Source organism: Oligella urethralis DSM 7531 (assembly GCF_000372065.1).
Lineage (GTDB): Bacteria > Pseudomonadota > Gammaproteobacteria > Burkholderiales > Burkholderiaceae_B > Oligella > Oligella urethralis.
Genome location: NZ_AQVB01000001.1, coordinates 89896 through 111179 on the forward strand (window position 1 = coordinate 89896; position 21284 = coordinate 111179).

Genomic DNA, 21284 nt, shown 5'->3' on the forward strand with positions numbered 1-21284 from the left:
TGTTATGCTGCGAATCGCAAATAGCCATAGTATAACGGCATCGTTGCGCTAGTTTCCATGAAATATTAGAAATATATTAATAAGCGTCCGTGATATGTTCTATTATTTGCTGGCGCGACGGTGGCGGATGATTTCTAGCAGACCGGGCAACAAGGATAAGATAATAATTGCCACCAACACCAGGCTTAAATTATTTTTCACAACTGGGATATTGGCAAAGAAATAACCTAGGTAGGAGAATATCGGTACCCACAGCAAGGCGCCAATGACATTAAAGCGATAAAAATGGCCGTAGTGCATTTTGCTCATGCCAGCGACAAAAGGCGCGAAAGTACGTACAATCGGCACAAAGCGCGCCAAGATAATGGTCTTACCACCATGCTTCTGATAAAAGGCATGGGTTTTTTCTAAATACACTCGGCGGAAAATCTTGGAATTTGGATTGGCAAACAGCCGATGACCGAAGTACTTGCCGATATGAAAGTTTACCGCATCGCCTAGGATCGCAGCGATTACCAATAACAGCACCATCAGATGGACATTCATTTCACCAATGGCCGCTAAACCACCGGCCGCAAAGAGCAGCGAGTCGCCCGGTAAGAGCGGCGTCACCACTAAGCCTGTTTCACAGAAAATAATTAAAAATAAAATGGCATAAATCCAGAGACCATAATCATTTGCCAAGACCTGTAAATGCTGATCAATATGGAGAATAAAGTCAATTATCGCAGCGAGCATAGAAAATACCTAACATGGCTAGTTAACATCACTGCTACAACAGGTATCAGTGAACAGATAAAGTATGCCGCAGCGCATAGCCGTCGCCGCAGCATAGCAAGTTATCAAGCTTGCGTGATAAGCTTAGTCACTAAGTAAGCGTTAAAAGTTTCCTGGCCACCCTCACTGCCTATGCCGCTATCCTTAATGCCGCCAAAAGGCGCTTCCGGCAAGGCAGAGCCTAAGTGATTAAGATGTACCATCCCCGCTTCGATGTCATTTGATAGCTTAACCGATGCCTGTAAGTTGTTAGTAAAGGCATAGGCCGCTAAGCCGTAGGGGAGACGATTCGCTTCGGCAATGGCTTCTTCCAACTCGCTAAAAGCCGTCACAGTAGCCACGGGGCCAAAGGGCTCTTGGTTCATTATTTTACAAGCATGATGGGTGTTAGTGAGTACGGTCGGCGCATAGAAAAAGCCCTCACGCTGCAGGCGTTCACCGCCTAACTCAATGGTGGCGCCCTGTTGACGCGCATCCGCTATTAAACCACCCATGGCCGCAAGCCGTCGCTCATGTGCAAGTGGCCCCATCTCCACCGTCTCATCTAAGCCATTGCCAATATGAATATTGCTAAGCTGGCTAGTAAATTCGGATAAAAACTGATCGTAAGCCTTTTGCTGCACGTAAATACGGGTCGGCGAGACACAGGTTTGACCCGCATTGCGAATTTTACTGCGAGCCAGGGAACGAGCGATTTTGACAATATCTGCGTCATCCAGAATCAGCACCGGTGAATGTCCACCCAGTTCCATGGTCACCGGCTTCATATGCGCTCCGGCTAAGGCGGCCAATTGCTTACCCACCGGAACGGAACCGGTAAAGGAAATTTTTCGCACAATGGGTGAGCGAATTAAGTAGTCAGACACAAAGGGCGGATCGCCCCAGACAATATTTAAGACCCCCTTGGGTAGTCCGGCATCTCTAAATAGCTCGGCAATGGCCATAATGGCACTGGGTGAATCCTCCGGCCCTTTTAAAATGATGGTACAGCCGGCACCGATGGCGGCGCTGATTTTGCGAATGGCTTGATTAAATGGAAAGTTCCACGGGGTAAAGGCTGCGCATACGCCGATAGGCTCTTGTATCACGTATTGGCGAAAATTGGCTCGGCGGGGCGGAATAATACGCCCATAAATGCGCCGACATTCCTCCGCGTGCCAATCACAGTGATCGGCACAACTGACGATCTCAGCTATGGCTTGAGACAATGGCTTACCCTGATCGAGCGTGAGATTGCGGCCGATTTGCGGTGCTCGTGCACGCGCCAACTCAGCTGCTTTACGCAAAATCGCTGAGCGTTCCATAGGTGAGCTGTGTTTCCATGTTTTAAAGGCTGCTGCCGCCGCGGCGAGTGCATCATCCAAGTCCGCTTGCGTTGCCAAGGGCAATTGCCCTAACACCTCCTCGGTGGCTGGATTAATCACCGCTTGTGTTGGGCGATTGCCCGCATTGATAAATTCCCCGTTAATAAAAAAACCCAACGACGGGTATGACTCGATCATGACTGTCCTTAAGAAAATGCAATGCGCTAAGCATTAAATATTACCGCTGCTGCGGGTCTTATTCAAGGAGGAGGGTGGTACGGATAAGGAAAATTGATCGCACTGCAGCTGATTGCTAATGCAAGCATAAAATAAAATTAGCTGCAGCTAAATAATAGTTTATTAGGGTAATCCTAGGTTTTAGATTTTGATAAAAGCTTTAAAATTCACACACAGATTTCTTACTTTGTCTTTTGGAGACTGATTATGGCTTTAAAAAAGTGGCTTATTGGTGTTGCGACTTCAGCAATGTTGGTAGTCTCAGGTAGTGCTTTGGCTCAAAAAGCTCAATTTGTTACTGTGTTAACTGGTGGTCAAAGTGGCGTTTATTATCCGGTAGGTGTGGCCTTAGCGCAGCATTATGCTGAAAATATTCCCAATGTGCGCGCTACTGCACAGGTAACAAAGGCTTCCGCAGAAAATATGAACTTATTACAAGCAGGTCGCGGAGAAATAGGTTTTTCTTTGGCGGATACGGTGGAGGATGCCTGGAATGGTCGTGAGGAAGCCGGCTTTAAAGCTAAGTTAGACAAGCTGCGTGGCGTGAGTCGTTTGTACAATAACTATGTACATATTATTGTGAATGCAGAAAGTGGTATTGATTCATTAGACGATCTCAAGGGTAAGCGTATCTCCGTTGGTGCAGCGCGTTCGGGTACGGAGTTAAATGCACGTGCTATTTTTAAGGCTGCCGGTCTTGAATATGGCGATTTCTCCAAGGTTGAGTATTTATCCTTTGGGGAATCGGTGGAGTTAATGAAAAACCGTCAAATTGATGCCACCCTACAATCTGCCGGTTTGGGCGTGGCCTCCATTCGTGACTTAGCCAGTGCGGTCAAGATTAAAGTGATTCCTATTAGTAAAGAGGTGTTGGCTAAGATTGATTCACAGGCCTATGTAGCAGATGTGATTCCTGCGAATACCTATGATGGTCAAAGCGAGGATGTGCCAACCGCAGCCATTCCTAATTACTTAGTGACGCATTCGGGTGTCTCCGATGACTTAGCCTATGAGATGACTAAGGTACTCTATGAGAAGTTGGATAATCTTAAAAATGCACACAATGCCATTAATGCCATGGACATTAAGCAGGCCGTGACTGGTATGCCAGTGCCACTACACCCAGGCGCCGAAAAGTTCTACAAAGAAAAAGGCATTATTGAGTAACGATCCTTTGTTGTCTTAAGACTTACCCCACAAAGCCTGACGATTCTAGGCTGTGGGGCAGTTTTTTTTAACACCTCGTATTCATCGTATTAACATTGATGGCATCAGCGGAATCAATCATGAGTTTAAATGAAACTGATAAGCAACCCATGGTTCAATTTGGACGAGCAATTTTTTGGGTGGCAGTACTTTTTTCAAGTTTCCAAATTTATACAGCGGCTTTTAGCCCTATTTCCAGTCAAGTAACCCGCGCTATCCACGTGGGTTTTGTGATTTTAATGGTCTATACCATTGCGCCTCGTTTTTTTGGGCAGCGTGTGCCGGTATTAGGCTGGGTGCTAGGCTTACTCGGTTTTGTCTTAAGTCTTTATCACTGGGTGTTTGAAGCGGATTTGACCGCACGGGCGGGTGAAATGACGCAGGCTGATATGGTGGTCGGCATTTTGACCATTATATTGGTCTTTGATGTGACCCGTCGTATGATGGGCTGGGCCTTGCCGATTGTGTGCGCTGTATTTTTAGCTTATGGCTTATTCGGTGAGTATTTACCGGGTGCCCTGATGCACCGAGGCTATGGTTTTGACCAAATCGTGGGGACCTTAGCCTTTGGCACGGAGGGGATTTATGGTACCCCTACCTATGTATCATCAAGCTATATTTTCTTATTTATTTTGTTTGGTGCGTTTTTAGAGCGTGCTGGCATGATTGATTTGTTTAGTGATTTTGCGATGGGTACCGTTGGTCACCATCGAGGTGGTCCGGCAAAGGTCTCCGTAGTCAGTTCAGGGCTCATGGGCACGATTAATGGTTCCGGCGTGGCCAATGTGGTGACCACTGGTCAGTTTACTATTCCATTGATGAAGCGTTTTGGTTATTCAGCGCCCTTTGCAGGTGGTGTCGAAGCAACCTCTAGTATGGGTGGGCAGATTATGCCGCCGGTGATGGGGGCGGTAGCCTTTATTATGGCCGAAACGATTAACGTGCCCTATGTGGAAATTGTGAAGGCGGCCATTATCCCGGCCATTCTGTATTTCTTCACCGTGTTTATGTCAGTGCATTTTGAGGCGGGCAGAAAGGGCTTGCATGGTTTGCCTAAGGAGGAATGCCCTAACCCTTGGACTGCCTTAGCTAAAAAGTGGTATTTATTAATTCCTCTTATTGGCTTAGTGTATTTGCTGTTCTCAGGTTATACACCGCTCTTCTCTGGCACGGTTGGTTTGGGTTTAACGACGATCCTGATTTTTGGTGCAACCGCTATCCAAGGTGTCTCGAATACTGCCCTACGATATATTTTCTGGATCCTATTGGGCATTGCGTGTTTAGGTTTTAGAGAGTTTGGTGTTAGCGCCTTTTTCGCAATTATTGCTTTTTTAGTCGTGGTGTTAAAGCTTAAACGCGATGGTAGCGGTAGTGCGGTTAGTGAGGCGTTGCAGTCAATGGCAGAGGGCGCACGTCATGCTTTACCGGTGGCGGTAGCGTGTGCCTTAGTTGGCGTGATTATCGGTATCATTAATTTAACCGGTGTGGCTGCTGAGTTTGGTGGGCAGGTGATTGCGGTGGGGCGCGATAATTTATTTGTTGCCTTATTTTTAACCATGATCACGTGTTTAGTTTTGGGCATGGGGATTCCAACCATACCAAACTACATTATTACCAGCTCCTTGGCAGCGCCAATCTTATTGGAATTGGGTGTGCCGCTGATTGTGTCTCATATGTTTGTGTTTTACTTTGGGATTATGGCTGACTTAACCCCACCGGTGGCATTGGCGTGTTTTGCTGCTGCCCCTATTGCTAGGGCCTCGGGTTTTACTATTAGTCTGCAGGCAGTGCGGGTGGCCATTGCAGGTTTTGTGGTGCCTTATATGGCAGTTTATACACCGGCCTTAATGCTCCAAGAATACAGCCATTTTTATGAAGTCGTGATCGTGGTGCTGAAGGCGGCCATTGCCATTGTGTGTTGGGCTGGCGGGGCGACAGGCTTTATTTTTACGCGTTTAAATCCTTTTGAACGAGTCTATGTCATCCTTACTGCCGCTTTACTGGTCTGGGCCAATCCTTACTCTGATATCGCAGGCTTTGGCTTAGTTGCTGTCTTTGCCGTATGGCATTTGCTCAAGTACCGGCGTGATAAAGCAGCCGGTCTGTTGACAGTTAAGGGATCGAGCTCAAGCGCTGCAGTGCTCGCCACAGAGTTAGGGGCTTCACCAAATCAGAATCAGGGCTAATCAGCTGATGTCCATATCGACTGCCTTGGCTCAGTTGTCCTTGGGGGTGTGCTTGCAATTAGCGGCAAGCGCTGAGGTGCCTGCTTATGCGAGGGTCGAGTTTGTGCCGGCGCAAGAATTTACCCTGGCTTGGGTGCATAGTATTGAAAAGGTGCGCTGGGAAGAGGATTATGAGGTGATGCTCAGTGCTCACTCAGAAGATGCGTTAAGAGCGGATTTTGGTGGGGCTGCGCAGCCTCATCCTGCCTTGCCTCAGCCCGTGCTAGTGGCCAAGGCGGCACGGATCCGAGGTTCTGCTGCTGGTATGGAACCGCCTGAGGGCGCCATTTTTAAAGATGGTTGGTATCATTACACGCCCATGATCACTGAGCATCAAGAAATTCGCTTAACCCGTTCCGAGTTTGTGCCGGATTATGAGTGGTGTGATCCTCATGGCTGTCGTTCATTGGCGGCCATATTGCCAAGTGATGGTGGGGTTACGCTGATGCGCGCTTGTACTCAGCCCGAGTAATTGTCAACATCCGCTAATCCCGCTTAAAAGACCTCAACTTCTTTCATCGCTTGCTTAAATTTACTTGTTATCCCTTGTGCCAAGTGCTAGTTTATAGCTAGTTTCCAGCCTTTAAATAAGATATAAATGATGCACTTAACGGATGATTTCGATCGCCAACATCTTTGGCACCCCTATGCCTCCATGACTGAGCCTTTGCCGAGCTTTAAAGTAGATGCGGCAAAGGGGGTTTATTTACATATGGCCGACGGTCGGCAGTTAATTGACGGCATGTCTTCGTGGTGGTGTGTGATCCACGGTTATAGTCATTCAGAGCTCAATCAGGCGGCCATTGAGCAAATTCATCACATGTCGCACGTGATGTTCGGTGGTTTAACCCATGCGCCAGCCATTGATTTAGGCCGTGCACTGCTAGATATTTTGCCGGCACACTTAGACAAAATTTTTTATGCCGATTCAGGTTCGGTTGCGGTTGAAGTGGCGTTGAAAATGGCAGTGCAATATTGGGCGGCACGAGGACAAAGTCACAAGCAAAATATCATTACCACCCGTTCGGGCTACCACGGTGATACGTGGAATGCGATGTCGGTGTGCGATCCGGTTACTGGCATGCATAGTCTCTTTGGCTCAGCCTTACCGCAGCGCCTATTTGTGCCAGCGCCACAAACTGCCTTTGATCAGCCTTGGGATGCCAGTGAGATTGAGCCTTTGCGCCAAGCCTTGGAGCAGCATCATCACAGCCTCGCTGCCATGATCATTGAGCCGATTGTGCAGGGGGCGGGCGGTATGCGTATCTACCACCCCCAGTATTTGCGTGAAGCAGCGGCGCTTTGTAAAGCCTACGATGTGTTATTGATATTAGATGAAATAGCAACCGGCTTTGGTCGCACGGCGAAGCTTTTTGCGTGTGAATATGCGGATGTGGCTGCTGATATCATGTGTTTGGGTAAGGCCTTAACGGGCGGTTATATGAGCTTAGCGACCACCGTGACCACAGCACACATTGCCGACACGATCAGTAACGTAGAGCCTAAGGCCTTTATGCATGGTCCTACCTTTATGGCGAACCCTTTAGCCTGTGCGGTGGCGACTAAGTCCATTGAGTTGCTACTTAAATCCGATTGGCAACATCAGGTGTCGCGTATTGAGGCGCAACTGCTAGCGGGGCTGAGCGAGTTAAAAGCCTTGCCGCAGGTAGCGGATGTGCGGGTGCTTGGTGCCATTGGGGTGGTTGAGATGAAGCAGCCGGTGCGGATGCGAGAGATACAGGCGCAATGCTTAGCCCATGGTATTTGGTTGCGACCTTTCGGTAAATTAATTTATACCATGCCGCCTTACGTGATTAATGAGCAGCAACTACAGCAATTAATTCAAGGAATACAAGCCATTGTTAAAGGGGAGCAGTAATCGATGGACGCTTATCAGCATTATGCAGAGCAATTAGCAGAGCTTCAGGCGCAAAATAACTACCGTCGCTTTAAAGCCATTGAGCGTGAGGATAGTGGCTATATCAAGCTGTCGCCACAAGCGCCAAGGGCCATGCTGGATCTAAGTTCAAATGATTATTTAGGACTCTCCTTTGATAAAGCGCTATTAGAAGAGTTTAAAGCCACCTATGGTTTGCCGATGCATGCCTTAGGTAGCGCCTCCTCGCGTCTGTTAACCGGTCAGTTTGAAGAGCATGCCCAACTGGAAGGCTTGTTGGCTGAGTCCTTTGCTCGAGCGGCACTGGTATTTAATAGCGGCTATCATGCCAATATCGGCATCTTGCCGGCCTTGGCTGATGAGCAATCGCTGATCATTTCAGATGAATTAATCCATGCCAGTATTATTGATGGCATTCGTCTCAGCAAAGCGCAGCGTCGACGCTTTAAGCATCAGGATTTGGCGCAGCTGGAGCAGCTACTGCTTGAGGCAGAAGCCGATCCTAAGCTTAATAAAGTCTTTGTGGTGCTAGAGAGTGTGTATAGCATGGATGGGGATGTGGCGGATTTGCAGGCTGTGGTTGCACTAAAGCAAAAGTATCCCAAGGTAATGCTGTATGTGGATGAAGCGCATGGGATTGGTGTCTACGGTGAGCGAGGACTGGGGGTGGCTGAGGCGCAGGGTGTGCTGCCGCAGATTGACTTTCTGGTTGGCGCCTTTGGTAAGGCGATTGCCTCGGTGGGTGGCTATTTAATCTGTGCGCCGGTGATTCGAGAGTATTTAATTAATAAAATGCGACCCTTGATATTTTCTACGAATTTGCCACCGGTGAATGCGGCTTGGACTTACTTCGCCTTTAAAAAGATGCTTGGCATGCAGCAAGAGCGAGCGCATTTACAAGGTCTTAGTCGTGATTTAAGGCAAGCGATTTTAGCCAAAGGGCTGGATTGTCACAGTCAGTCACATATTGTGCCTATAATCTATGGGGCTAATCAATTAGCGATTGAAAAGGCAGCGACTATGCAAGCAGCCGGGTTTTATGCGTTACCCATACGCTATCCGACCGTGCCACAAGGGCAAGCGCGGGTGCGTTTGTCATTACATGCGGCATTGGATTGGCAACAGCTGGAGCCCTTGTTAGCGTACTGCTAGCGTAGCATTATGAATTGTCATCTAAATGAAATTTTATTTGTTATGTTGCGCTGTGTCATTTTTTCATCGCAAAAAAAGTTCTATAATTTTAAATTCCATTTTTTAAAAAAGAAACTATCGTGTCACACTCACAAGAATATCGTATTGAAGAAGATCTCCTCGGTCAGCTAGAAGTGCCGGCTGATGTTTATTATGGCGTACAAACCTTACGCGCAGTGAATAACTTTGATCTCTCCGGGATCACCTTGTCGCATTTTCCAAATTTTGTTAATGCCTTAGTCGTGGTTAAGCAAGCTGCGGCGGATGCTAATTATGAATTAGGTGGCCTGACTAAGGAAAAGCACGAGGCGATTACTCACGCTTGTCAGCGCATTCTCGCTGGTGAATATCATGAGCAGTTTGTGGTTGATATGATTCAAGGGGGTGCTGGTACCTCCACCAATATGAATGCTAACGAGGTGATTGCTAACGTTGCCTTAGAGCATATGGGTTATCAAAAGGGCGAGTACCAACACTTGCACCCAAATAACGACGTCAATATGGCTCAATCGACCAATGACGCCTATCCTACCGCAATTCGTTTAGGCTTATTATTAGGTCATAAACGCCTGTTAGAGAGCCTTGCTTGCACGATTGAGGCATTTAAAGCCAAGAGTAAGGAGTTTGATCATATCCTGAAGATGGGTCGTACGCAGTTGCAAGATGCTGTGCCGATGACTTTAGGGCAGGAGTTTTTTGCTTTTGCGACTAATTTAGAAGAGGATTTGGAGCGTTTCGAAAGCTGGGCCCCTGAGCTGTTGTTAGATGTGAACTTAGGTGGTACGGCAATTGGTACCGGCATTAATGCGGATCCTAAGTATCAAGGCATTGCGGTGCGTCGCTTGGCTGAAATCAGCGGTCATCCGGTGCGTGCTGCCAGGGATTTGATTGAAGCCACCTCGGATATGGGTGACTTTGTATTATTTTCTGGCATGTTAAAGCGCACCGCCACCAAGCTATCCAAGATTTGTAATGACTTGCGTTTATTGTCTAGCGGTCCGCGTACGGGTATTCAGGAAATTAACTTACCACCGCGCCAACCGGGTAGTTCGATTATGCCGGGCAAGGTGAATCCTGTGATTCCTGAAGCGGTGAATCAGGTAGTGTTTGAGATTATTGGTAATGATTTAGCCGTTACCCTAGCGGCTGAAGCTGGTCAATTACAGTTAAATGTGATGGAGCCTTTAATTGCCTATAAGCTCTTTGATTCTACTCGTTTATTGCAGCGCGCCTTAGATATGCTGTGCAGCCTATGTATTGAGGGTATTACGGCCAACGAAGCGCATTGTAAGCACTTAGTAGAAAACTCTATCGGACTGGTGACGGCGCTTAACCCCTATATCGGTTATCAAAACTCAAGTCGTATCGCTAAAAAGGCCTTTGCGAGTGGGCGCGCTGTGTTGGAGCTAGTGCGTGAAGAGGGTCTGCTGGAGGAGGATGTGTTACAGGAAATCCTCCGTCCTGAAAATATGATTACCCCACGTATGCTGACGGTAGAGCGTTAATCTAAGTTACTACGATAGCGGTCTAGTGAGCAAGGAGTGACGCATTCCTTGCTCATTATTTTTTGCGGCTCAAAAGCTCATGGGGATAGTCACTGGGCCGTCATTGATAAGCTGCACTTGCATGTCTGCGCCAAAAGCGCCGCTTGCTACCGTTGGGTGTAGGCTGTTGGCATAAGCGAGGAAGGCATCATAGAGTGCTTTAGCTAATACGGGCTCGGCGGCATTGATAAAACTTGGTCGATTGCCGCGACGAGTATCGGCTGCCAAGGTAAATTGACTCACTACCAGCAGACCGCCATTGATTTGCTGTAGCGATAAATTCATCTTCGCCTCAGTATCGCTGAAAATACGTAAATTGAGTAGCTTGTCAACGGCCTTTTTAACAGTTGCTTCGGTGTCCTGAGGCTCAGCACAGACAAACACCAACAGCCCTTGATCGATTTGAGCGTGAACTTTATTATCAATGAGTACCTGGGCTTCTTTGACCCGTTGGATTAAGCATTTCATTTCAATCTCTTTAGGATGAAGTTATCAGCATCATAACGCACAAAGAAATTTTAATTGCAAAAGGCGCAGAGCATCACATCATGAAACTAGAAAAAGGCATTTATTTTATTAGCGGTATTGATACGGATATTGGTAAGACCGTTGGTACTGGTATTTTGGCGCGTGAGCTGATGGCTCAAGGTCGAGCCGTGATCACGCAAAAAATGGTACAAACGGGTTGTGAGTTTTTATCCGAAGATATTGAAGAGCATCGCCGATGGATGGGTTTGGCCGAAGATGAGCGCTTTTTGGAGGATAAAGAGGGGCTGACGGCGCCGCAAATCTTTGCTTATCCCGCATCACCCCATTTAGCGACGAAATTGGAAAATAAAAGCCTGGATTTGGCTTTGATTGAGCAAGCAACTCAGGTGTTAGCTGAGCGTTATGAGGTGGTGCTATTGGAGGGGGCGGGCGGTTTGATGGTGCCACTGACTGAGGAATTGCTCTGTATCGACTATATCGCCACTAAAGGCTATCCCTGTATTTTAGTGACTAGCGGTCGCTTAGGAAGTATTAATCACACCTTGTTGAGCTTGCATGCCTTAAGACAGTATCAAATAACCTTACATGGGCTGATCTATAATGCGCATCATGATTCAGAAGATTCATTAATTGCCATGGATACGCAACGCTATTTGCAAGATTATCTGCAAAAGCATTTTCCAGCAGCGCAGTTTTATGTGGTACCAATTCAAAAAGCTTAAATAAAACAACACTTTTTGGCGATAAAGGCTACAAGTCCTTGATCTATCAATTTAAAGGGCGTATAATCATAGATTCACTTAATAAAGTGGAAGTTTATCCAGAGATTTCAACCCAGGGTGATGTAGCAACTTAGCGCATTATCTGACGGGGCCAATACTGGTTATATTCAAGATGGCTTACTCATCATCATGGCGTGTCTTTTGCGCTACTTGCCGTAAGTCTCTTAAATGGGATCGGTGCTGTGTATTTATAAAAATAAGACGCACACCGTATATGTAACTAAGTTGGAACAGGAACTATCATGATCCAAATGCAAACCACGTTAGACGTGGCTGACAATACTGGTGCGCGTAAAGTACAGTGCATCAAGGTGTTGGGCGGCTCTAAGCGCCGTTACGCTGAAATCGGTGACATTATTAAAGTCACTGTAAAGGAAGCAGCACCACGCGGTCGCGTTAAAAAAGGCGAAATTTACAACGCAGTCGTTGTTCGCACCGCAAAGGGTGTTCGTCGTAGAGATGGCTCATTAATCCGCTTCGGTGGTAATGCAGCCGTATTGTTAAATACAAAGTTAGAACCAATCGGAACTCGTATCTTTGGTCCAGTAACTCGTGAGTTACGTGGCGATCGTTTTATGAAGATCGTTTCATTGGCTCCGGAAGTTATCTAGGGAGGCCACGATGCAACGTATTCGTAAAGGTGATGAAGTTATCGTACTGGCAGGTCGTGACAAAAAGCGTCGCGGTGTTGTGTTAGCGCGTGTTGGTGAGGACAAGGTCATTGTCGAGGGTGTTAATGTGGCTAAAAAGCACACTAAGCCTAATCCAATGCTTAACAACCCTGGTGGTATCGTTAATAAGACAATGCCTATTCATATTTCGAATGTGGCTATCATTAACCCGGAAACCGGTAAAGCTGACAAGGTTCGCATCAAGGAAGTGGACGGTCGCAAGGTTCGTGTTTTCCGCTCTAACGACAAAGTCGTTGGCGAGAAGTAATAAGGGGTAGATGAATGTCTCGTTTACAAGATTTATATAACAGCAAAATCGCTGCTGATTTGAAGGAAGAATTCAAATACAACAGCTTGATGGAAGTGCCTCGCATTAGCAAAATCACTCTTAACATGGGTGTTTCTGAGGCGGTAGCAGATCGTAAGGTCATTGAGCATGCGGTATCTGATTTAGGTAAGATTGCTGGTCAAAAGCCAGTCATTACTAAGAGCCGTAAAGCGATTGCGGGCTTTAAAATCCGCGAAGATTACCCAATCGGTTGTATGGTTACTTTGCGTGGTCGTCGTATGTATGAGTTCTTGGATCGTTTGATTCACGTTGCTCTACCACGCGTGCGTGACTTCCGTGGTGTGTCCGGTCGTTCATTTGACGGTCGCGGTAACTACAATATCGGTGTAAAAGAACAAATTATTTTCCCCGAAATTGAGTACGACAAAATCGACGCATTACGTGGTTTGAATATCAGCATCACGACCACTGCTAAAACCGACGAGGAAGCAAAGGCTTTATTAAAAGCTTTCAGTTTCCCATTCCGTAATTAATTAGGGGCAACGTTGTGGCTAAATTATCACTTATCAACCGCGATCTTAAGCGTGCTAAGTTAGTTGAAAAATACTCAGCTAAACGTGCAGCATTAAAAGCGGTCATTAATGACACCTCAAAAACAGACGAAGAGCGCTATTTAGCTCGTCTGGAATTACAACAGTTACCTCGCAACGCTAATCCAACTCGTTTGCGTAACCGTTGTGCAATTACTGGTCGCCCGCGTGGTGTGCTCAGTAAGTTCGGTTTAAGTCGTCACAAAGTACGTGAGCTTGGTAATAAGGGTGAGATCCCTGGTTTAACCAAGTCTAGCTGGTAGGGAGAAGAATTATGAGCATGAGCGATCCAATCGCCGACATGTTAACTCGCATCCGCAATGCGCAGATGGTCGAGAAAGTATCGGTTTCTATGCCTTCCTCAAAGCTTAAAGTAGCGATTGCTACCGTGCTTAGAGATGAGGGTTATATCGAAAGTTTTGAAGTAAAAGGCGAAAAAGCTAAACCTGAGCTTGAGATTGCCTTGAGATATTACGCAGGTCGTCCTGTAATCGAGCGCATTGAGCGCGTATCCCGTCCTGGTCTTCGTGTATACAAAGCCAGCGGAGATATTCCTCAAGTGATGAACGGTTTAGGTGTGACCATTGTTTCAACATCGCGCGGCGTGATGACTGATCGTAAAGCACGTTCAGAAGGCGTTGGTGGCGAAGTTCTTTGCTACGTAGCATAAGGAGTATTACTATGTCTATGTCACGTATTGCTAAGAATCCCGTCGCTGTACCTAGCGGCGTTGAGGTAAAAATCAGCGATGATAATATCTTCGTTAAGGGTCCTTTAGGTGAGTTAAACCAGGCCTTAAGCGGTGACGTTATTGTTAAACTTGAAAATAACGAATTAACGTTCGAAGTGGCTAACGAGACCCGCTTTGCTAAAGCCATGTCAGGTACCTTACGTGCCTTATTGAATAACATGGTGACTGGCGTGAGCAAGGGTTTTGAGCGTCGTTTGACCTTATTGGGTGTGGGTTACCGTGCTCAAGTTCAAGGTAATGTGATCAAGATGGATCTAGGCTTCTCGCATGATGTATTGCATGAGTTGCCTGCGGGTGTGACGGCTGAGACGCCTTCACCAACCGAGATCGTTCTTAAGGGTTACGATAAGCAAGTCGTTGGTCAGCAAGCTGCCAAGATTCGCGGCTATCGTCCGCCTGAGCCATATAAAGGTAAGGGTGTTCGTTACGCTGATGAATACGTTCAGCTTAAAGAAGTTAAGAAGAAATAATAGCGCAAACAAGGATTTATCATGGATAAGAAAGTATCTCGTTTGCGTCGTGCAGCAGCGACTCGTCGCAAAATTGCTCAGTTACAGACAGCTCGTTTGTCTGTTTACCGCAGTAACTCGCACATCTACGCAAACATTATTTCGCCTGAAGGCGACAAAGTATTGGTTTCTGCTTCTACGCTTGAGCCAGAAGTGCGCCAAGAGTTAAGCAACAACAATGCTAAAAGTGGCAATGTTTCTGCTGCTGCCATCGTTGGTAAGCGCATTGCCGAAAAGGCGAAAGCCGCTCAGATCGAATCGGTTGCATTCGACCGTTCGGGTTTCCGTTATCACGGCCGCGTAAAAGCATTGGCAGAAGCTGCTCGCGAAGCCGGTCTTAAGTTCTAAGGGAGTAGTCAAATGGCAAAAGCACAAGGTAGACAAGCTACTGACGAACGCGATGACGGCTTACGCGAAAAAATGATCGCCGTTAACCGTGTTAGCAAAACAGTAAAGGGTGGTCGCACCATGAGTTTTGCTGCCTTAACCGTCGTTGGTGATGGTGACGGTGGTGTCGGTATGGGTAAGGGTAAAGCACGTGAAGTACCAGTTTCTGTACAAAAAGCGATGGAAGCAGGTCGTCGTGGTATGGTTAAAATCCCTTTAAATAATGGTACCTTACACCACACCGTGATCGGTAAGCATGGCGCTTCAACTGTATTGATTTCACCAGCCGCTGAGGGTACTGGTGTGATCGCAGGCGGTCCAATGCGTGCAATTTTTGAAGTAATGGGCGTACGTAACGTGGTTGCTAAGAGCTATGGCTCACGTAACCCTTACAACTTAGTACGCGCCACTCTTAACGGTCTTGAATCGTGCATGACGCCAAGCGATGTGGCAGCTAAGCGCGGCAAGACGGTAGAAGAGATTTTGGAGTAAGCCATGTCAGAGAAAAAAATTAAAGTTACTCTAGTACGCTCTGTTATCGGCACTAAACAAGACCATCGTGCCACCGTGCGCGGCTTAGGTCTGGGCAAGGTTAACAGCAGTCGTGTATTAGTCGATACGCCTGAAGTACGCGGTATGATCCGTAAAGTGGATTATTTAGTATCCGTGTCTGAGGCTTAATCGTAAAAAGGAATAGAGATGTCAGTAACACAACTGAATACATTATCGCCTGCTGAGGGTAGTAAAACAGCACGTCGCCGCGTAGGTCGTGGTGTTGGTTCTGGTTTTGGTAAAACATGTGGCCGCGGTCACAAGGGTCAAAAATCACGTTCCGGCGGTTTCCACAAGGTCGGTTTTGAAGGTGGTCAAATGCCACTTCACCGTCGCTTACCTAAGCGTGGCTTTACCTCAATGTCTAAGCATTTAAATGCTGAAGTTCGTTTATCTGAATTGCAATTAATGCAAGCAGATGAAATCGATTTAGCAACGCTTAAGCAAGAGGGTGTCATCGGCCAGGGCGTGCGTTTTGTTAAAGTTATCAGCTCCGGCGAGTTATCCCGCAAGGTTAACTTAAAAGGCATTAAAGCCACTGCAGGCGCTAAAGCAGCGATTGAGGCTGCCGGCGGTTCATTAGCTGAGTAAAGGGGTTAAAGTTGGCTAAAGCACAGAGAAGGAATCAAGAAAGCGGCGCTAAATATGGCGACTTAATGAAGCGCATCCTGTTCTTGGTTACCGCTTTGGTAGTTTTCCGTTTAGGAACACATATTCCTGTCCCCGGAATTAATCCGAATGTGATGAAGGATTTGTTCGCTACCCAAGCTGATGGTATCTTAGGCTTTTTCAACATGTTCTCGGGTGGTGCATTATCACGTTTCTCCGTGTTTGCACTAGGGATTATGCCGTACATTTCATCATCAATTATTATGCAATTGATGACGGCCGTAGTCCCCTCCCTTGAGGCCCTTAAAAAAGAGGGTGAATCGGGTCGTCGTAAGATTACTCAATACACCCGCTACGGCACTGTGCTGTTAGCATTATTCCAGTCATTTGGTATTGCTTCCTTCATTCAAAACTTTGAAGGCTTGGTCTTTACACCGGGTGCAATGTTTGTATTTACGACCGTTGTTTCCTTGGTTACTGGTACCGTGTTTTTAATGTGGTTGGGTGAGCAAATTACTGAGCGTGGTTTGGGTAATGGTATTTCCATCCTGATTTTCGCTGGTATTGTGGCTGAAATGCCGACGGCGGTGTCTAATATGTTTGATTTGGTTAGTAATAATCAGATCAGTACCATCGCAGCCTTAGCAATTTTTGCGATTGTGGTGGTGATCACAGCCTTTGTGGTCTTCGTTGAAAGAGCTCAGCGTCGTATCACAGTGAACTATGCAAAACGCCAAGTTGGTAATAAAATCTACGGTGGTCAGAGTTCACACTTACCGTTAAAATTAAATATGGCAGGTGTGATTCCGGCGATTTTCGCCTCCTCCATTATTTTATTCCCGGCGACGATTGCCAGCTTTTTTTCGCAGGCAAATGAAATTCGTTGGTTGAGTGACTTATCTGCGGCTTTGCAACCTGGTCAACCTTTATACATTACCGTGTTTACAGCGTTGATCATTTTCTTCTGCTTTTTCTATACCGCTTTAGTGTTTAATAGCCGAGAAACAGCAGACAATCTAAAGAGAAGTGGTGCGTTTATTCCGGGTATCCGTCCGGGACGTCAAACGAGCCAGTATATCGATAAGATTCTGATGCGTTTAACCTTAGTTGGCGCAATCTACATCACCTTAGTGTGTTTAGTGCCAGAATTCTTACGGATGCAATGGCAGAATATCCCCTTCTACTTTGGGGGTACCTCGTTATTGATTATTGTTGTGGTGAGCATGGATTTCATGGCTCAGGTACAAACCTACTTAATGTCACAACAATACGATTCACTACTTAAAAAGTCTAGCTTTCGCGGCTCGACCATGATTAGATAGGAAGTTTAGGTAAAAGCATGGCAAAAGATGACGTCATTCAAATGCAAGGTGAGGTAATTGAAAACCTCCCCAATGCAACATTCCGCATCAAGCTGGAAAATGACCATGTGGTATTAGGTCACATCTCCGGTAAAATGCGTATGCACTATATTAGGATTCTGCCCGGTGATAAAGTCACTGTGGAGCTCACGCCCTACGATTTGTCTCGTGGAAGAATCGTTTTCCGTTCTAAATAAACGGCACAATTAAGGAGTCAACCATGAAGGTAATGGCATCGGTAAAACGGATCTGCCGCAACTGCAAGATTATTAAACGTCATGGAGTTGTGCGTGTAATTTGTACAGATCCACGTCATAAGCAACGTCAGGGTTAATCCTGCGTAGACATAAGTAAGAGGAACAGTCATGGCCCGTATTGCAGGCATTAACATTCCGCCGCATCAACATGCAGAAATTGGTCTTACCGCTATTTACGGTATCGGTCGCAGCCGCTCTCGTCAGATTTGCGAGGCAGTTGGTATCGAATACTCCAAAAAGGTAAAAGACTTAACAGATGCAGAGCTCGAAGCGATTCGTGAGCAATTAGCTCAGTTCACTATCGAGGGTGATTTGCGACGTGAAGTTCAGTTATCAATTAAACGTTTAATGGACTTAGGCACCTATCGTGGCATGCGCCATCGTAGAGGTCTGCCGGTTCGTGGACAGCGTACTCGCACTAATGCTCGTACTCGCAAGGGTCCGCGTCGTGCAGCTATGTCCTTGAAAAAATAATTTGGGGTAGCAAATTATGGCGAAAGCTTCTAGCGCAGGTCGTGCGCGTAAAAAAATCAGAAAGGTAGTAACGGACGGTATCGCACACGTTCAAGCTACTTTTAATAACACAATCATCACAATTACTGACCGTCAAGGTAATACCTTGTCATGGGCGACGTCGGGTGGCGCGGGCTTTAAAGGCTCTCGTAAATCGACGCCTTTTGCAGCGCAGGTTGCAGCCGAGTCAGCGGGACGTGAAGCTTTAGAATATGGTATTAAAAACCTAGAGGTACGTGTAAAAGGTCCTGGCCCTGGCCGTGAATCTTCTATCCGTTCACTAAATGCACTAGGTATCAAAATTACTAGTATTACTGACGTAACACCACTTCCCCACAACGGTTGCCGTCCGCCAAAACGCCGTCGCATCTAATATAGGATTAAGGGAATAAAATGGCACGTTATACTGGTCCAAAATGTAAACTTTCACGTCGTGAAGGTATCGATTTAAACTTAAAGAGCGCTCGTCGCCCAATCGATTCTAAGTGTAAATTTGATTCTAAGCCTGGTCAGCACGGTCGTACTTCAGGTCAACGTACCTCTGACTACGGTGTACAGTTACGCGAAAAACAAAAACTTAAGCGTATGTACGGTGTACTAGAGAAGCAATTCCGTAAGTACTTCAAAGAAGCTGAACGCCGCCGTGGTAATACCGGTGAGACTTTGATTCAATTACTTGAGTCACGTTTAGATAACGTTGTATATCGCATGGGCTTTGGCTCAACACGTGCAGAAGCACGTCAGTTAGTGGCCCACGGTGCGATTGAGCTTAACGGACATAAAGCTGATATTCCATCCATGCTGATTAAAGCTGGTGATGTGATTTCTGTCCGTGAAAAGTCACAAAAGCAATTGCGCATCAAAGAAGCAATGGATTTAGCTTCTGGTATCGGCCTACCTCAGTGGGTTGAGGTTGATGCTGCTAAGTTCTCAGGTGTCTTTAAGCAAGCGCCTGAGCGTAGTGATGTGGCACAGGATATTGACGAGTCACTCGTAGTTGAGTTGTACTCTCGTTAATATACAATCAATACAGCACGAATTTTTTATTCGTGCTGTATTAAGCTTGTAGAACGCTTCTTAGTCTACAATATCATCGCATTCTCTTGATTCGAAGGGTTCCCTTCAGCACACTTGTTTATTATCCATCAGCCTTATCGGTGTAACGAGCCGAGGGTATTGAAAAGGAATATTTCACATGGTACAACCATTTTTAAAGCCTCGTTCTATCGAGGTTAAAGCCGAATCAGACTTTAAAGCCAAAGTGATTATGGAGCCGTTTGAGCGCGGTTTCGGTCACACCTTAGGTAATGCCTTACGTCGCATCTTATTATCTTCCATGAACGGTGTTGCCGTGACTGAAGTACAGATTAATGGCGTGGTACATGAGTACTCCACTATTTTAGGTGTGGGCGAGGATGTGGTTGATATCCTGCTTAACCTTAAAGGCGTGGTATTTAAATTGCACGACCGTGAGGAAGTCAATTTAGTGCTTAATAAGACTGGTGAAGGCCCAGTGACTGCAGCGGATATTGAGTTACCGCATGATGTAGAGATTCTTAACCCTGATCACTTAATTGCGACGCTGACTGAAAAGGCCGAGCTAAAAATGCAGATTAAGGTAGAAAAGGGCCGCGGTTATGTGCCGGGTAATGTGCGCACTTTAAAAGAAGATCGTCAGCATACCTTAGGTCGTATCGTGTTAGATGCCTCTTACAGCCCGATCCGTCGTGTTAGTTATGCGGTAGAAAACGCGCGGGTTGAGCAGCGTACTGACTTAGACCGTTTAATTCTCGATATTGAGACTAATGGCGTTATTTCTGCTGAAGAAGCCGTGCGCGAAGCGGCTCGTATTTTGATGGATCAAATCTCTGTCTTTGCCGCACTTGAAAGTGATCCTCAAGAGATTGAAGCACCAGCTCGTGGTACGCCGCAGATTGATCCGGTATTACTACGTCCGGTTGATGAGTTAGAGCTTACCGTACGTTCTGCTAACTGCTTGAAGGCAGAGAGCATTTACTACATTGGTGATCTGATTCAGCGCACTGAAAATGAGCTACTTAAAACGCCTAACTTGGGTCGTAAGTCGCTTAATGAGATCAAAGAGGTCTTGGCCGCACGTGGCTTAACCCTTGGTCAGAAGCTTGAAAATTGGCCGCCCATTGGTTTAGAGCGTCCTTAATATTTTTATAAAAAGAGCAGGCGCCATACACTTATGGCCTGCTTTTTATTGTAAAATAATCGATTCGCTTTTATGGCGAATATTGATACCAACCCGGTCCGCTGCCTTGCAGATAGAAGAACCGGTCTAGCGAGTTTTAGTGCTTAGGCACTCAAAGCTATTAATAAGATTTAATTTTTAGGAATGTATTATGCGTCATCGTAAAGGTTTACGTAAACTTAACCGCACTTCAGCTCACCGTACCGCCATGTTCCGTAACATGTCTGTTTCTTTAATCGAGCATGAAGCGATTAAAACCACCCTGCCTAAGGCTAAGGAATTGCGTCGTGTGATTGAGCCTTTAATCACACTAGCCAAAAACCCTACAGTTGCTAACCGCCGTTTGGCTTTTGCGCGCTTACGCGATCGTGATGCCGTTACCAAGTTATTCAATGACTTAGGTCCTCGTTTCCAAGACCGTCCAGGCGGTTACACTCGTATTCTTAAGATGGGCTTCCGTCAAGGTGATAATGCGCCGATGGCTTATATGGAGCTAGTTGATTACGCTGAGCAGCAGGAAGCTGAGGTAGCAGCAGACGAGGAGTAATTCTTTACTCTGCGTTAAGGTCGTGAGATCGTATGTAGCCCCGAGGTAGTTGATACGTCGGGGCTATTTTTATGTCACCTTATTGTGTTCAATAAATTCATCAGTGCACTTGAAAAAACTAAGTGAGAGGGTTTTAGGTTAAGCTCTCTAGTGATTCTAGGTAAAATATAGTTTACAGTGTTCATACTTGGGTTGTTACGTAGCTTGCGTGAGGGCGGTGTATTAAAAGAGCTTCGAGCAGCTAGCGGCAACAGACCTGCTGTACTATGTTTCCCTGAGCTGTTAAGTATAGCTGAAGGACGAAAAGTGGTGTAGTTCCTTTGAGGAGCCTCTGTGCGCATCAAATATATTTGTGGAGCCTAAAATGCAAAACAGGCT

28 protein-coding genes are annotated in these 21284 nt (G+C 46.3%); 25 read left to right on the forward strand and 3 right to left on the reverse strand.

Going from position 1 to position 21284, the window contains the following annotated elements; genetic code table 11:
* Positions 1-102 precede the first annotated feature (102 nt).
* Complete coding sequence (locus tag A3GA_RS0100410; RefSeq protein ID WP_018025400.1) at positions 103-738, reverse strand: DedA family protein; 636 nt, start codon at positions 736-738, stop codon at positions 103-105.
* Between the two features lie 104 nt (positions 739-842).
* Complete coding sequence (locus A3GA_RS0100415) at positions 843-2279, reverse strand: NAD-dependent succinate-semialdehyde dehydrogenase (RefSeq protein ID WP_018025401.1); 1437 nt, start codon at positions 2277-2279, stop codon at positions 843-845.
* Between the two features lie 246 nt (positions 2280-2525).
* On the opposite strand from A3GA_RS0100415, the gene A3GA_RS0100420 reads away from it, so the two are divergent.
* The 6 genes from A3GA_RS0100420 to A3GA_RS0100445 all read left to right on the forward strand — a co-directional run bounded on the left by A3GA_RS0100420 (position 2526) and on the right by A3GA_RS0100445 (position 10342).
* On the forward strand, positions 2526-3485 hold the full coding sequence (locus A3GA_RS0100420) for a TAXI family TRAP transporter solute-binding subunit (protein ID WP_018025402.1): 960 nt from the start codon (positions 2526-2528) through the stop codon (positions 3483-3485).
* Between the two features lie 119 nt (positions 3486-3604).
* Positions 3605-5710 (forward strand): TRAP transporter permease, encoded by a 2106-nt coding sequence (locus tag A3GA_RS11115; RefSeq protein ID WP_018025403.1) that lies wholly within the window; start codon positions 3605-3607, stop codon positions 5708-5710.
* Positions 5711-5717: 7 nt separating this feature from the next.
* Positions 5718-6221 (forward strand): DUF1850 domain-containing protein, encoded by a 504-nt coding sequence (locus A3GA_RS0100430; RefSeq protein ID WP_018025404.1) that lies wholly within the window; start codon positions 5718-5720, stop codon positions 6219-6221.
* Positions 6222-6347: 126 nt separating this feature from the next.
* Positions 6348-7628 carry an adenosylmethionine--8-amino-7-oxononanoate transaminase gene (gene bioA / locus A3GA_RS0100435; RefSeq protein ID WP_244264028.1) on the forward strand — a complete coding sequence of 427 codons (1281 nt, stop codon included), beginning with the start codon at positions 6348-6350 and terminating at the stop codon, positions 7626-7628.
* A gap of 3 nt (positions 7629-7631) precedes the next feature.
* Positions 7632-8798, forward strand: coding sequence for an aminotransferase class I/II-fold pyridoxal phosphate-dependent enzyme (locus A3GA_RS0100440; RefSeq protein ID WP_018025406.1), 1167 nt, complete (start codon positions 7632-7634; stop codon positions 8796-8798).
* A gap of 119 nt (positions 8799-8917) precedes the next feature.
* Entirely contained in the window at positions 8918-10342 is a 1425-nt protein-coding gene (locus A3GA_RS0100445) for an aspartate ammonia-lyase (protein WP_018025407.1), read from the forward strand.
* Positions 10343-10411: 69 nt separating this feature from the next.
* On the opposite strand, the gene dtd is transcribed toward A3GA_RS0100445, so the two are convergent.
* Positions 10412-10849, reverse strand: coding sequence for a D-aminoacyl-tRNA deacylase (gene dtd, locus A3GA_RS0100450; RefSeq protein ID WP_018025408.1), 438 nt, complete (start codon positions 10847-10849; stop codon positions 10412-10414).
* Between the two features lie 80 nt (positions 10850-10929).
* Here dtd and bioD point away from each other — a divergent pair, with 80 nt between their 5' ends.
* The 19 genes from bioD to rplQ all read left to right on the forward strand — a co-directional run bounded on the left by bioD (position 10930) and on the right by rplQ (position 20906).
* Positions 10930-11592 carry a dethiobiotin synthase gene (gene bioD, locus A3GA_RS0100455; protein WP_018025409.1) on the forward strand — a complete coding sequence of 221 codons (663 nt, stop codon included), beginning with the start codon at positions 10930-10932 and terminating at the stop codon, positions 11590-11592.
* A gap of 302 nt (positions 11593-11894) precedes the next feature.
* Positions 11895-12263 (forward strand): 50S ribosomal protein L14, encoded by a 369-nt coding sequence (gene rplN, locus A3GA_RS0100460; RefSeq protein ID WP_018025410.1) that lies wholly within the window; start codon positions 11895-11897, stop codon positions 12261-12263.
* A gap of 10 nt (positions 12264-12273) precedes the next feature.
* Entirely contained in the window at positions 12274-12591 is a 318-nt protein-coding gene (gene rplX, locus A3GA_RS0100465; protein ID WP_018025411.1) for a 50S ribosomal protein L24, read from the forward strand.
* Positions 12592-12605: 14 nt separating this feature from the next.
* Positions 12606-13145 (forward strand): 50S ribosomal protein L5, encoded by a 540-nt coding sequence (gene rplE, locus A3GA_RS0100470; RefSeq protein ID WP_018025412.1) that lies wholly within the window; start codon positions 12606-12608, stop codon positions 13143-13145.
* 14 nt (positions 13146-13159) lie between these two features.
* Positions 13160-13465, forward strand: coding sequence for a 30S ribosomal protein S14 (gene rpsN / locus A3GA_RS0100475; RefSeq protein ID WP_018025413.1), 306 nt, complete (start codon positions 13160-13162; stop codon positions 13463-13465).
* Between the two features lie 11 nt (positions 13466-13476).
* On the forward strand, positions 13477-13872 hold the full coding sequence (rpsH, locus tag A3GA_RS0100480) for a 30S ribosomal protein S8 (RefSeq protein ID WP_018025414.1): 396 nt from the start codon (positions 13477-13479) through the stop codon (positions 13870-13872).
* A 17-nt stretch (positions 13873-13889) separates the two neighbouring features.
* The gene (gene rplF, locus A3GA_RS0100485; RefSeq protein ID WP_026156715.1) at positions 13890-14423 is read left to right on the forward strand and encodes a 50S ribosomal protein L6; all 534 of its coding nucleotides are present in this window, start codon (positions 13890-13892) and stop codon (positions 14421-14423) included.
* A 21-nt stretch (positions 14424-14444) separates the two neighbouring features.
* On the forward strand, positions 14445-14810 hold the full coding sequence (gene rplR, locus A3GA_RS0100490) for a 50S ribosomal protein L18 (protein ID WP_018025416.1): 366 nt from the start codon (positions 14445-14447) through the stop codon (positions 14808-14810).
* Positions 14811-14822: 12 nt separating this feature from the next.
* Positions 14823-15341: a 30S ribosomal protein S5 gene (gene rpsE / locus A3GA_RS0100495; RefSeq protein WP_018025417.1), complete on the forward strand. Its 519-nt coding sequence runs from the start codon at positions 14823-14825 to the stop codon at positions 15339-15341.
* Between the two features lie 3 nt (positions 15342-15344).
* On the forward strand, positions 15345-15530 hold the full coding sequence (rpmD, locus tag A3GA_RS0100500; RefSeq protein WP_018025418.1) for a 50S ribosomal protein L30: 186 nt from the start codon (positions 15345-15347) through the stop codon (positions 15528-15530).
* 18 nt (positions 15531-15548) lie between these two features.
* Positions 15549-15992 carry a 50S ribosomal protein L15 gene (rplO, locus tag A3GA_RS0100505; protein ID WP_018025419.1) on the forward strand — a complete coding sequence of 148 codons (444 nt, stop codon included), beginning with the start codon at positions 15549-15551 and terminating at the stop codon, positions 15990-15992.
* 11 nt (positions 15993-16003) lie between these two features.
* Positions 16004-17332: a preprotein translocase subunit SecY gene (secY, locus tag A3GA_RS0100510; protein ID WP_026156716.1), complete on the forward strand. Its 1329-nt coding sequence runs from the start codon at positions 16004-16006 to the stop codon at positions 17330-17332.
* A gap of 17 nt (positions 17333-17349) precedes the next feature.
* Positions 17350-17568, forward strand: coding sequence for a translation initiation factor IF-1 (gene infA, locus A3GA_RS0100515; RefSeq protein WP_018025421.1), 219 nt, complete (start codon positions 17350-17352; stop codon positions 17566-17568).
* A gap of 23 nt (positions 17569-17591) precedes the next feature.
* Positions 17592-17705, forward strand: coding sequence for a 50S ribosomal protein L36 (rpmJ, locus tag A3GA_RS11910; protein WP_003805360.1), 114 nt, complete (start codon positions 17592-17594; stop codon positions 17703-17705).
* A gap of 31 nt (positions 17706-17736) precedes the next feature.
* Positions 17737-18102, forward strand: coding sequence for a 30S ribosomal protein S13 (rpsM, locus tag A3GA_RS0100520; protein WP_018025422.1), 366 nt, complete (start codon positions 17737-17739; stop codon positions 18100-18102).
* Between the two features lie 16 nt (positions 18103-18118).
* Entirely contained in the window at positions 18119-18514 is a 396-nt protein-coding gene (gene rpsK / locus A3GA_RS0100525; protein ID WP_018025423.1) for a 30S ribosomal protein S11, read from the forward strand.
* A gap of 20 nt (positions 18515-18534) precedes the next feature.
* Entirely contained in the window at positions 18535-19158 is a 624-nt protein-coding gene (gene rpsD, locus A3GA_RS0100530) for a 30S ribosomal protein S4 (RefSeq protein ID WP_018025424.1), read from the forward strand.
* Between the two features lie 178 nt (positions 19159-19336).
* Positions 19337-20320, forward strand: a complete 984-nt coding sequence (locus tag A3GA_RS0100535; RefSeq protein WP_018025425.1) for a DNA-directed RNA polymerase subunit alpha — start codon at positions 19337-19339, stop codon at positions 20318-20320.
* A 190-nt stretch (positions 20321-20510) separates the two neighbouring features.
* Positions 20511-20906, forward strand: a complete 396-nt coding sequence (gene rplQ / locus A3GA_RS0100540) for a 50S ribosomal protein L17 (RefSeq protein ID WP_018025426.1) — start codon at positions 20511-20513, stop codon at positions 20904-20906.
* The last annotated feature ends 378 nt before the right edge of the window (positions 20907-21284 follow it).

Bases quoted from the DNA above. Each gene is read 5' to 3' on its own strand.
- A3GA_RS0100410 (WP_018025400.1), bottom strand. From the start codon at position 738: ATGCTCGCTGCGATAATTGACTTTATTCTCCATATTGATCAGCATTTA.
- A3GA_RS0100415 (WP_018025401.1), bottom strand. From the start codon at position 2,279: ATGATCGAGTCATACCCGTCGTTGGGTTTTTTTATTAACGGGGAATTT.
- A3GA_RS0100420 (WP_018025402.1), top strand. From the start codon at position 2,526: ATGGCTTTAAAAAAGTGGCTTATTGGTGTTGCGACTTCAGCAATGTTG.
- A3GA_RS11115 (WP_018025403.1), top strand. From the start codon at position 3,605: ATGAGTTTAAATGAAACTGATAAGCAACCCATGGTTCAATTTGGACGA.
- A3GA_RS0100430 (WP_018025404.1), top strand. From the start codon at position 5,718: ATGTCCATATCGACTGCCTTGGCTCAGTTGTCCTTGGGGGTGTGCTTG.
- bioA (WP_244264028.1), top strand. From the start codon at position 6,348: ATGATGCACTTAACGGATGATTTCGATCGCCAACATCTTTGGCACCCC.
- A3GA_RS0100440 (WP_018025406.1), top strand. From the start codon at position 7,632: ATGGACGCTTATCAGCATTATGCAGAGCAATTAGCAGAGCTTCAGGCG.
- dtd (WP_018025408.1), bottom strand. From the start codon at position 10,849: ATGAAATGCTTAATCCAACGGGTCAAAGAAGCCCAGGTACTCATTGAT.
- bioD (WP_018025409.1), top strand. From the start codon at position 10,930: ATGAAACTAGAAAAAGGCATTTATTTTATTAGCGGTATTGATACGGAT.
- rplN (WP_018025410.1), top strand. From the start codon at position 11,895: ATGATCCAAATGCAAACCACGTTAGACGTGGCTGACAATACTGGTGCG.
- rplX (WP_018025411.1), top strand. From the start codon at position 12,274: ATGCAACGTATTCGTAAAGGTGATGAAGTTATCGTACTGGCAGGTCGT.
- rplE (WP_018025412.1), top strand. From the start codon at position 12,606: ATGTCTCGTTTACAAGATTTATATAACAGCAAAATCGCTGCTGATTTG.
- rpsH (WP_018025414.1), top strand. From the start codon at position 13,477: ATGAGCATGAGCGATCCAATCGCCGACATGTTAACTCGCATCCGCAAT.
- rplF (WP_026156715.1), top strand. From the start codon at position 13,890: ATGTCACGTATTGCTAAGAATCCCGTCGCTGTACCTAGCGGCGTTGAG.
- rplR (WP_018025416.1), top strand. From the start codon at position 14,445: ATGGATAAGAAAGTATCTCGTTTGCGTCGTGCAGCAGCGACTCGTCGC.
- rpsE (WP_018025417.1), top strand. From the start codon at position 14,823: ATGGCAAAAGCACAAGGTAGACAAGCTACTGACGAACGCGATGACGGC.
- rpmD (WP_018025418.1), top strand. From the start codon at position 15,345: ATGTCAGAGAAAAAAATTAAAGTTACTCTAGTACGCTCTGTTATCGGC.
- rplO (WP_018025419.1), top strand. From the start codon at position 15,549: ATGTCAGTAACACAACTGAATACATTATCGCCTGCTGAGGGTAGTAAA.
- infA (WP_018025421.1), top strand. From the start codon at position 17,350: ATGGCAAAAGATGACGTCATTCAAATGCAAGGTGAGGTAATTGAAAAC.
- rpmJ (WP_003805360.1), top strand. From the start codon at position 17,592: ATGAAGGTAATGGCATCGGTAAAACGGATCTGCCGCAACTGCAAGATT.
- rpsM (WP_018025422.1), top strand. From the start codon at position 17,737: ATGGCCCGTATTGCAGGCATTAACATTCCGCCGCATCAACATGCAGAA.
- rpsK (WP_018025423.1), top strand. From the start codon at position 18,119: ATGGCGAAAGCTTCTAGCGCAGGTCGTGCGCGTAAAAAAATCAGAAAG.
- rpsD (WP_018025424.1), top strand. From the start codon at position 18,535: ATGGCACGTTATACTGGTCCAAAATGTAAACTTTCACGTCGTGAAGGT.
- A3GA_RS0100535 (WP_018025425.1), top strand. From the start codon at position 19,337: ATGGTACAACCATTTTTAAAGCCTCGTTCTATCGAGGTTAAAGCCGAA.
- rplQ (WP_018025426.1), top strand. From the start codon at position 20,511: ATGCGTCATCGTAAAGGTTTACGTAAACTTAACCGCACTTCAGCTCAC.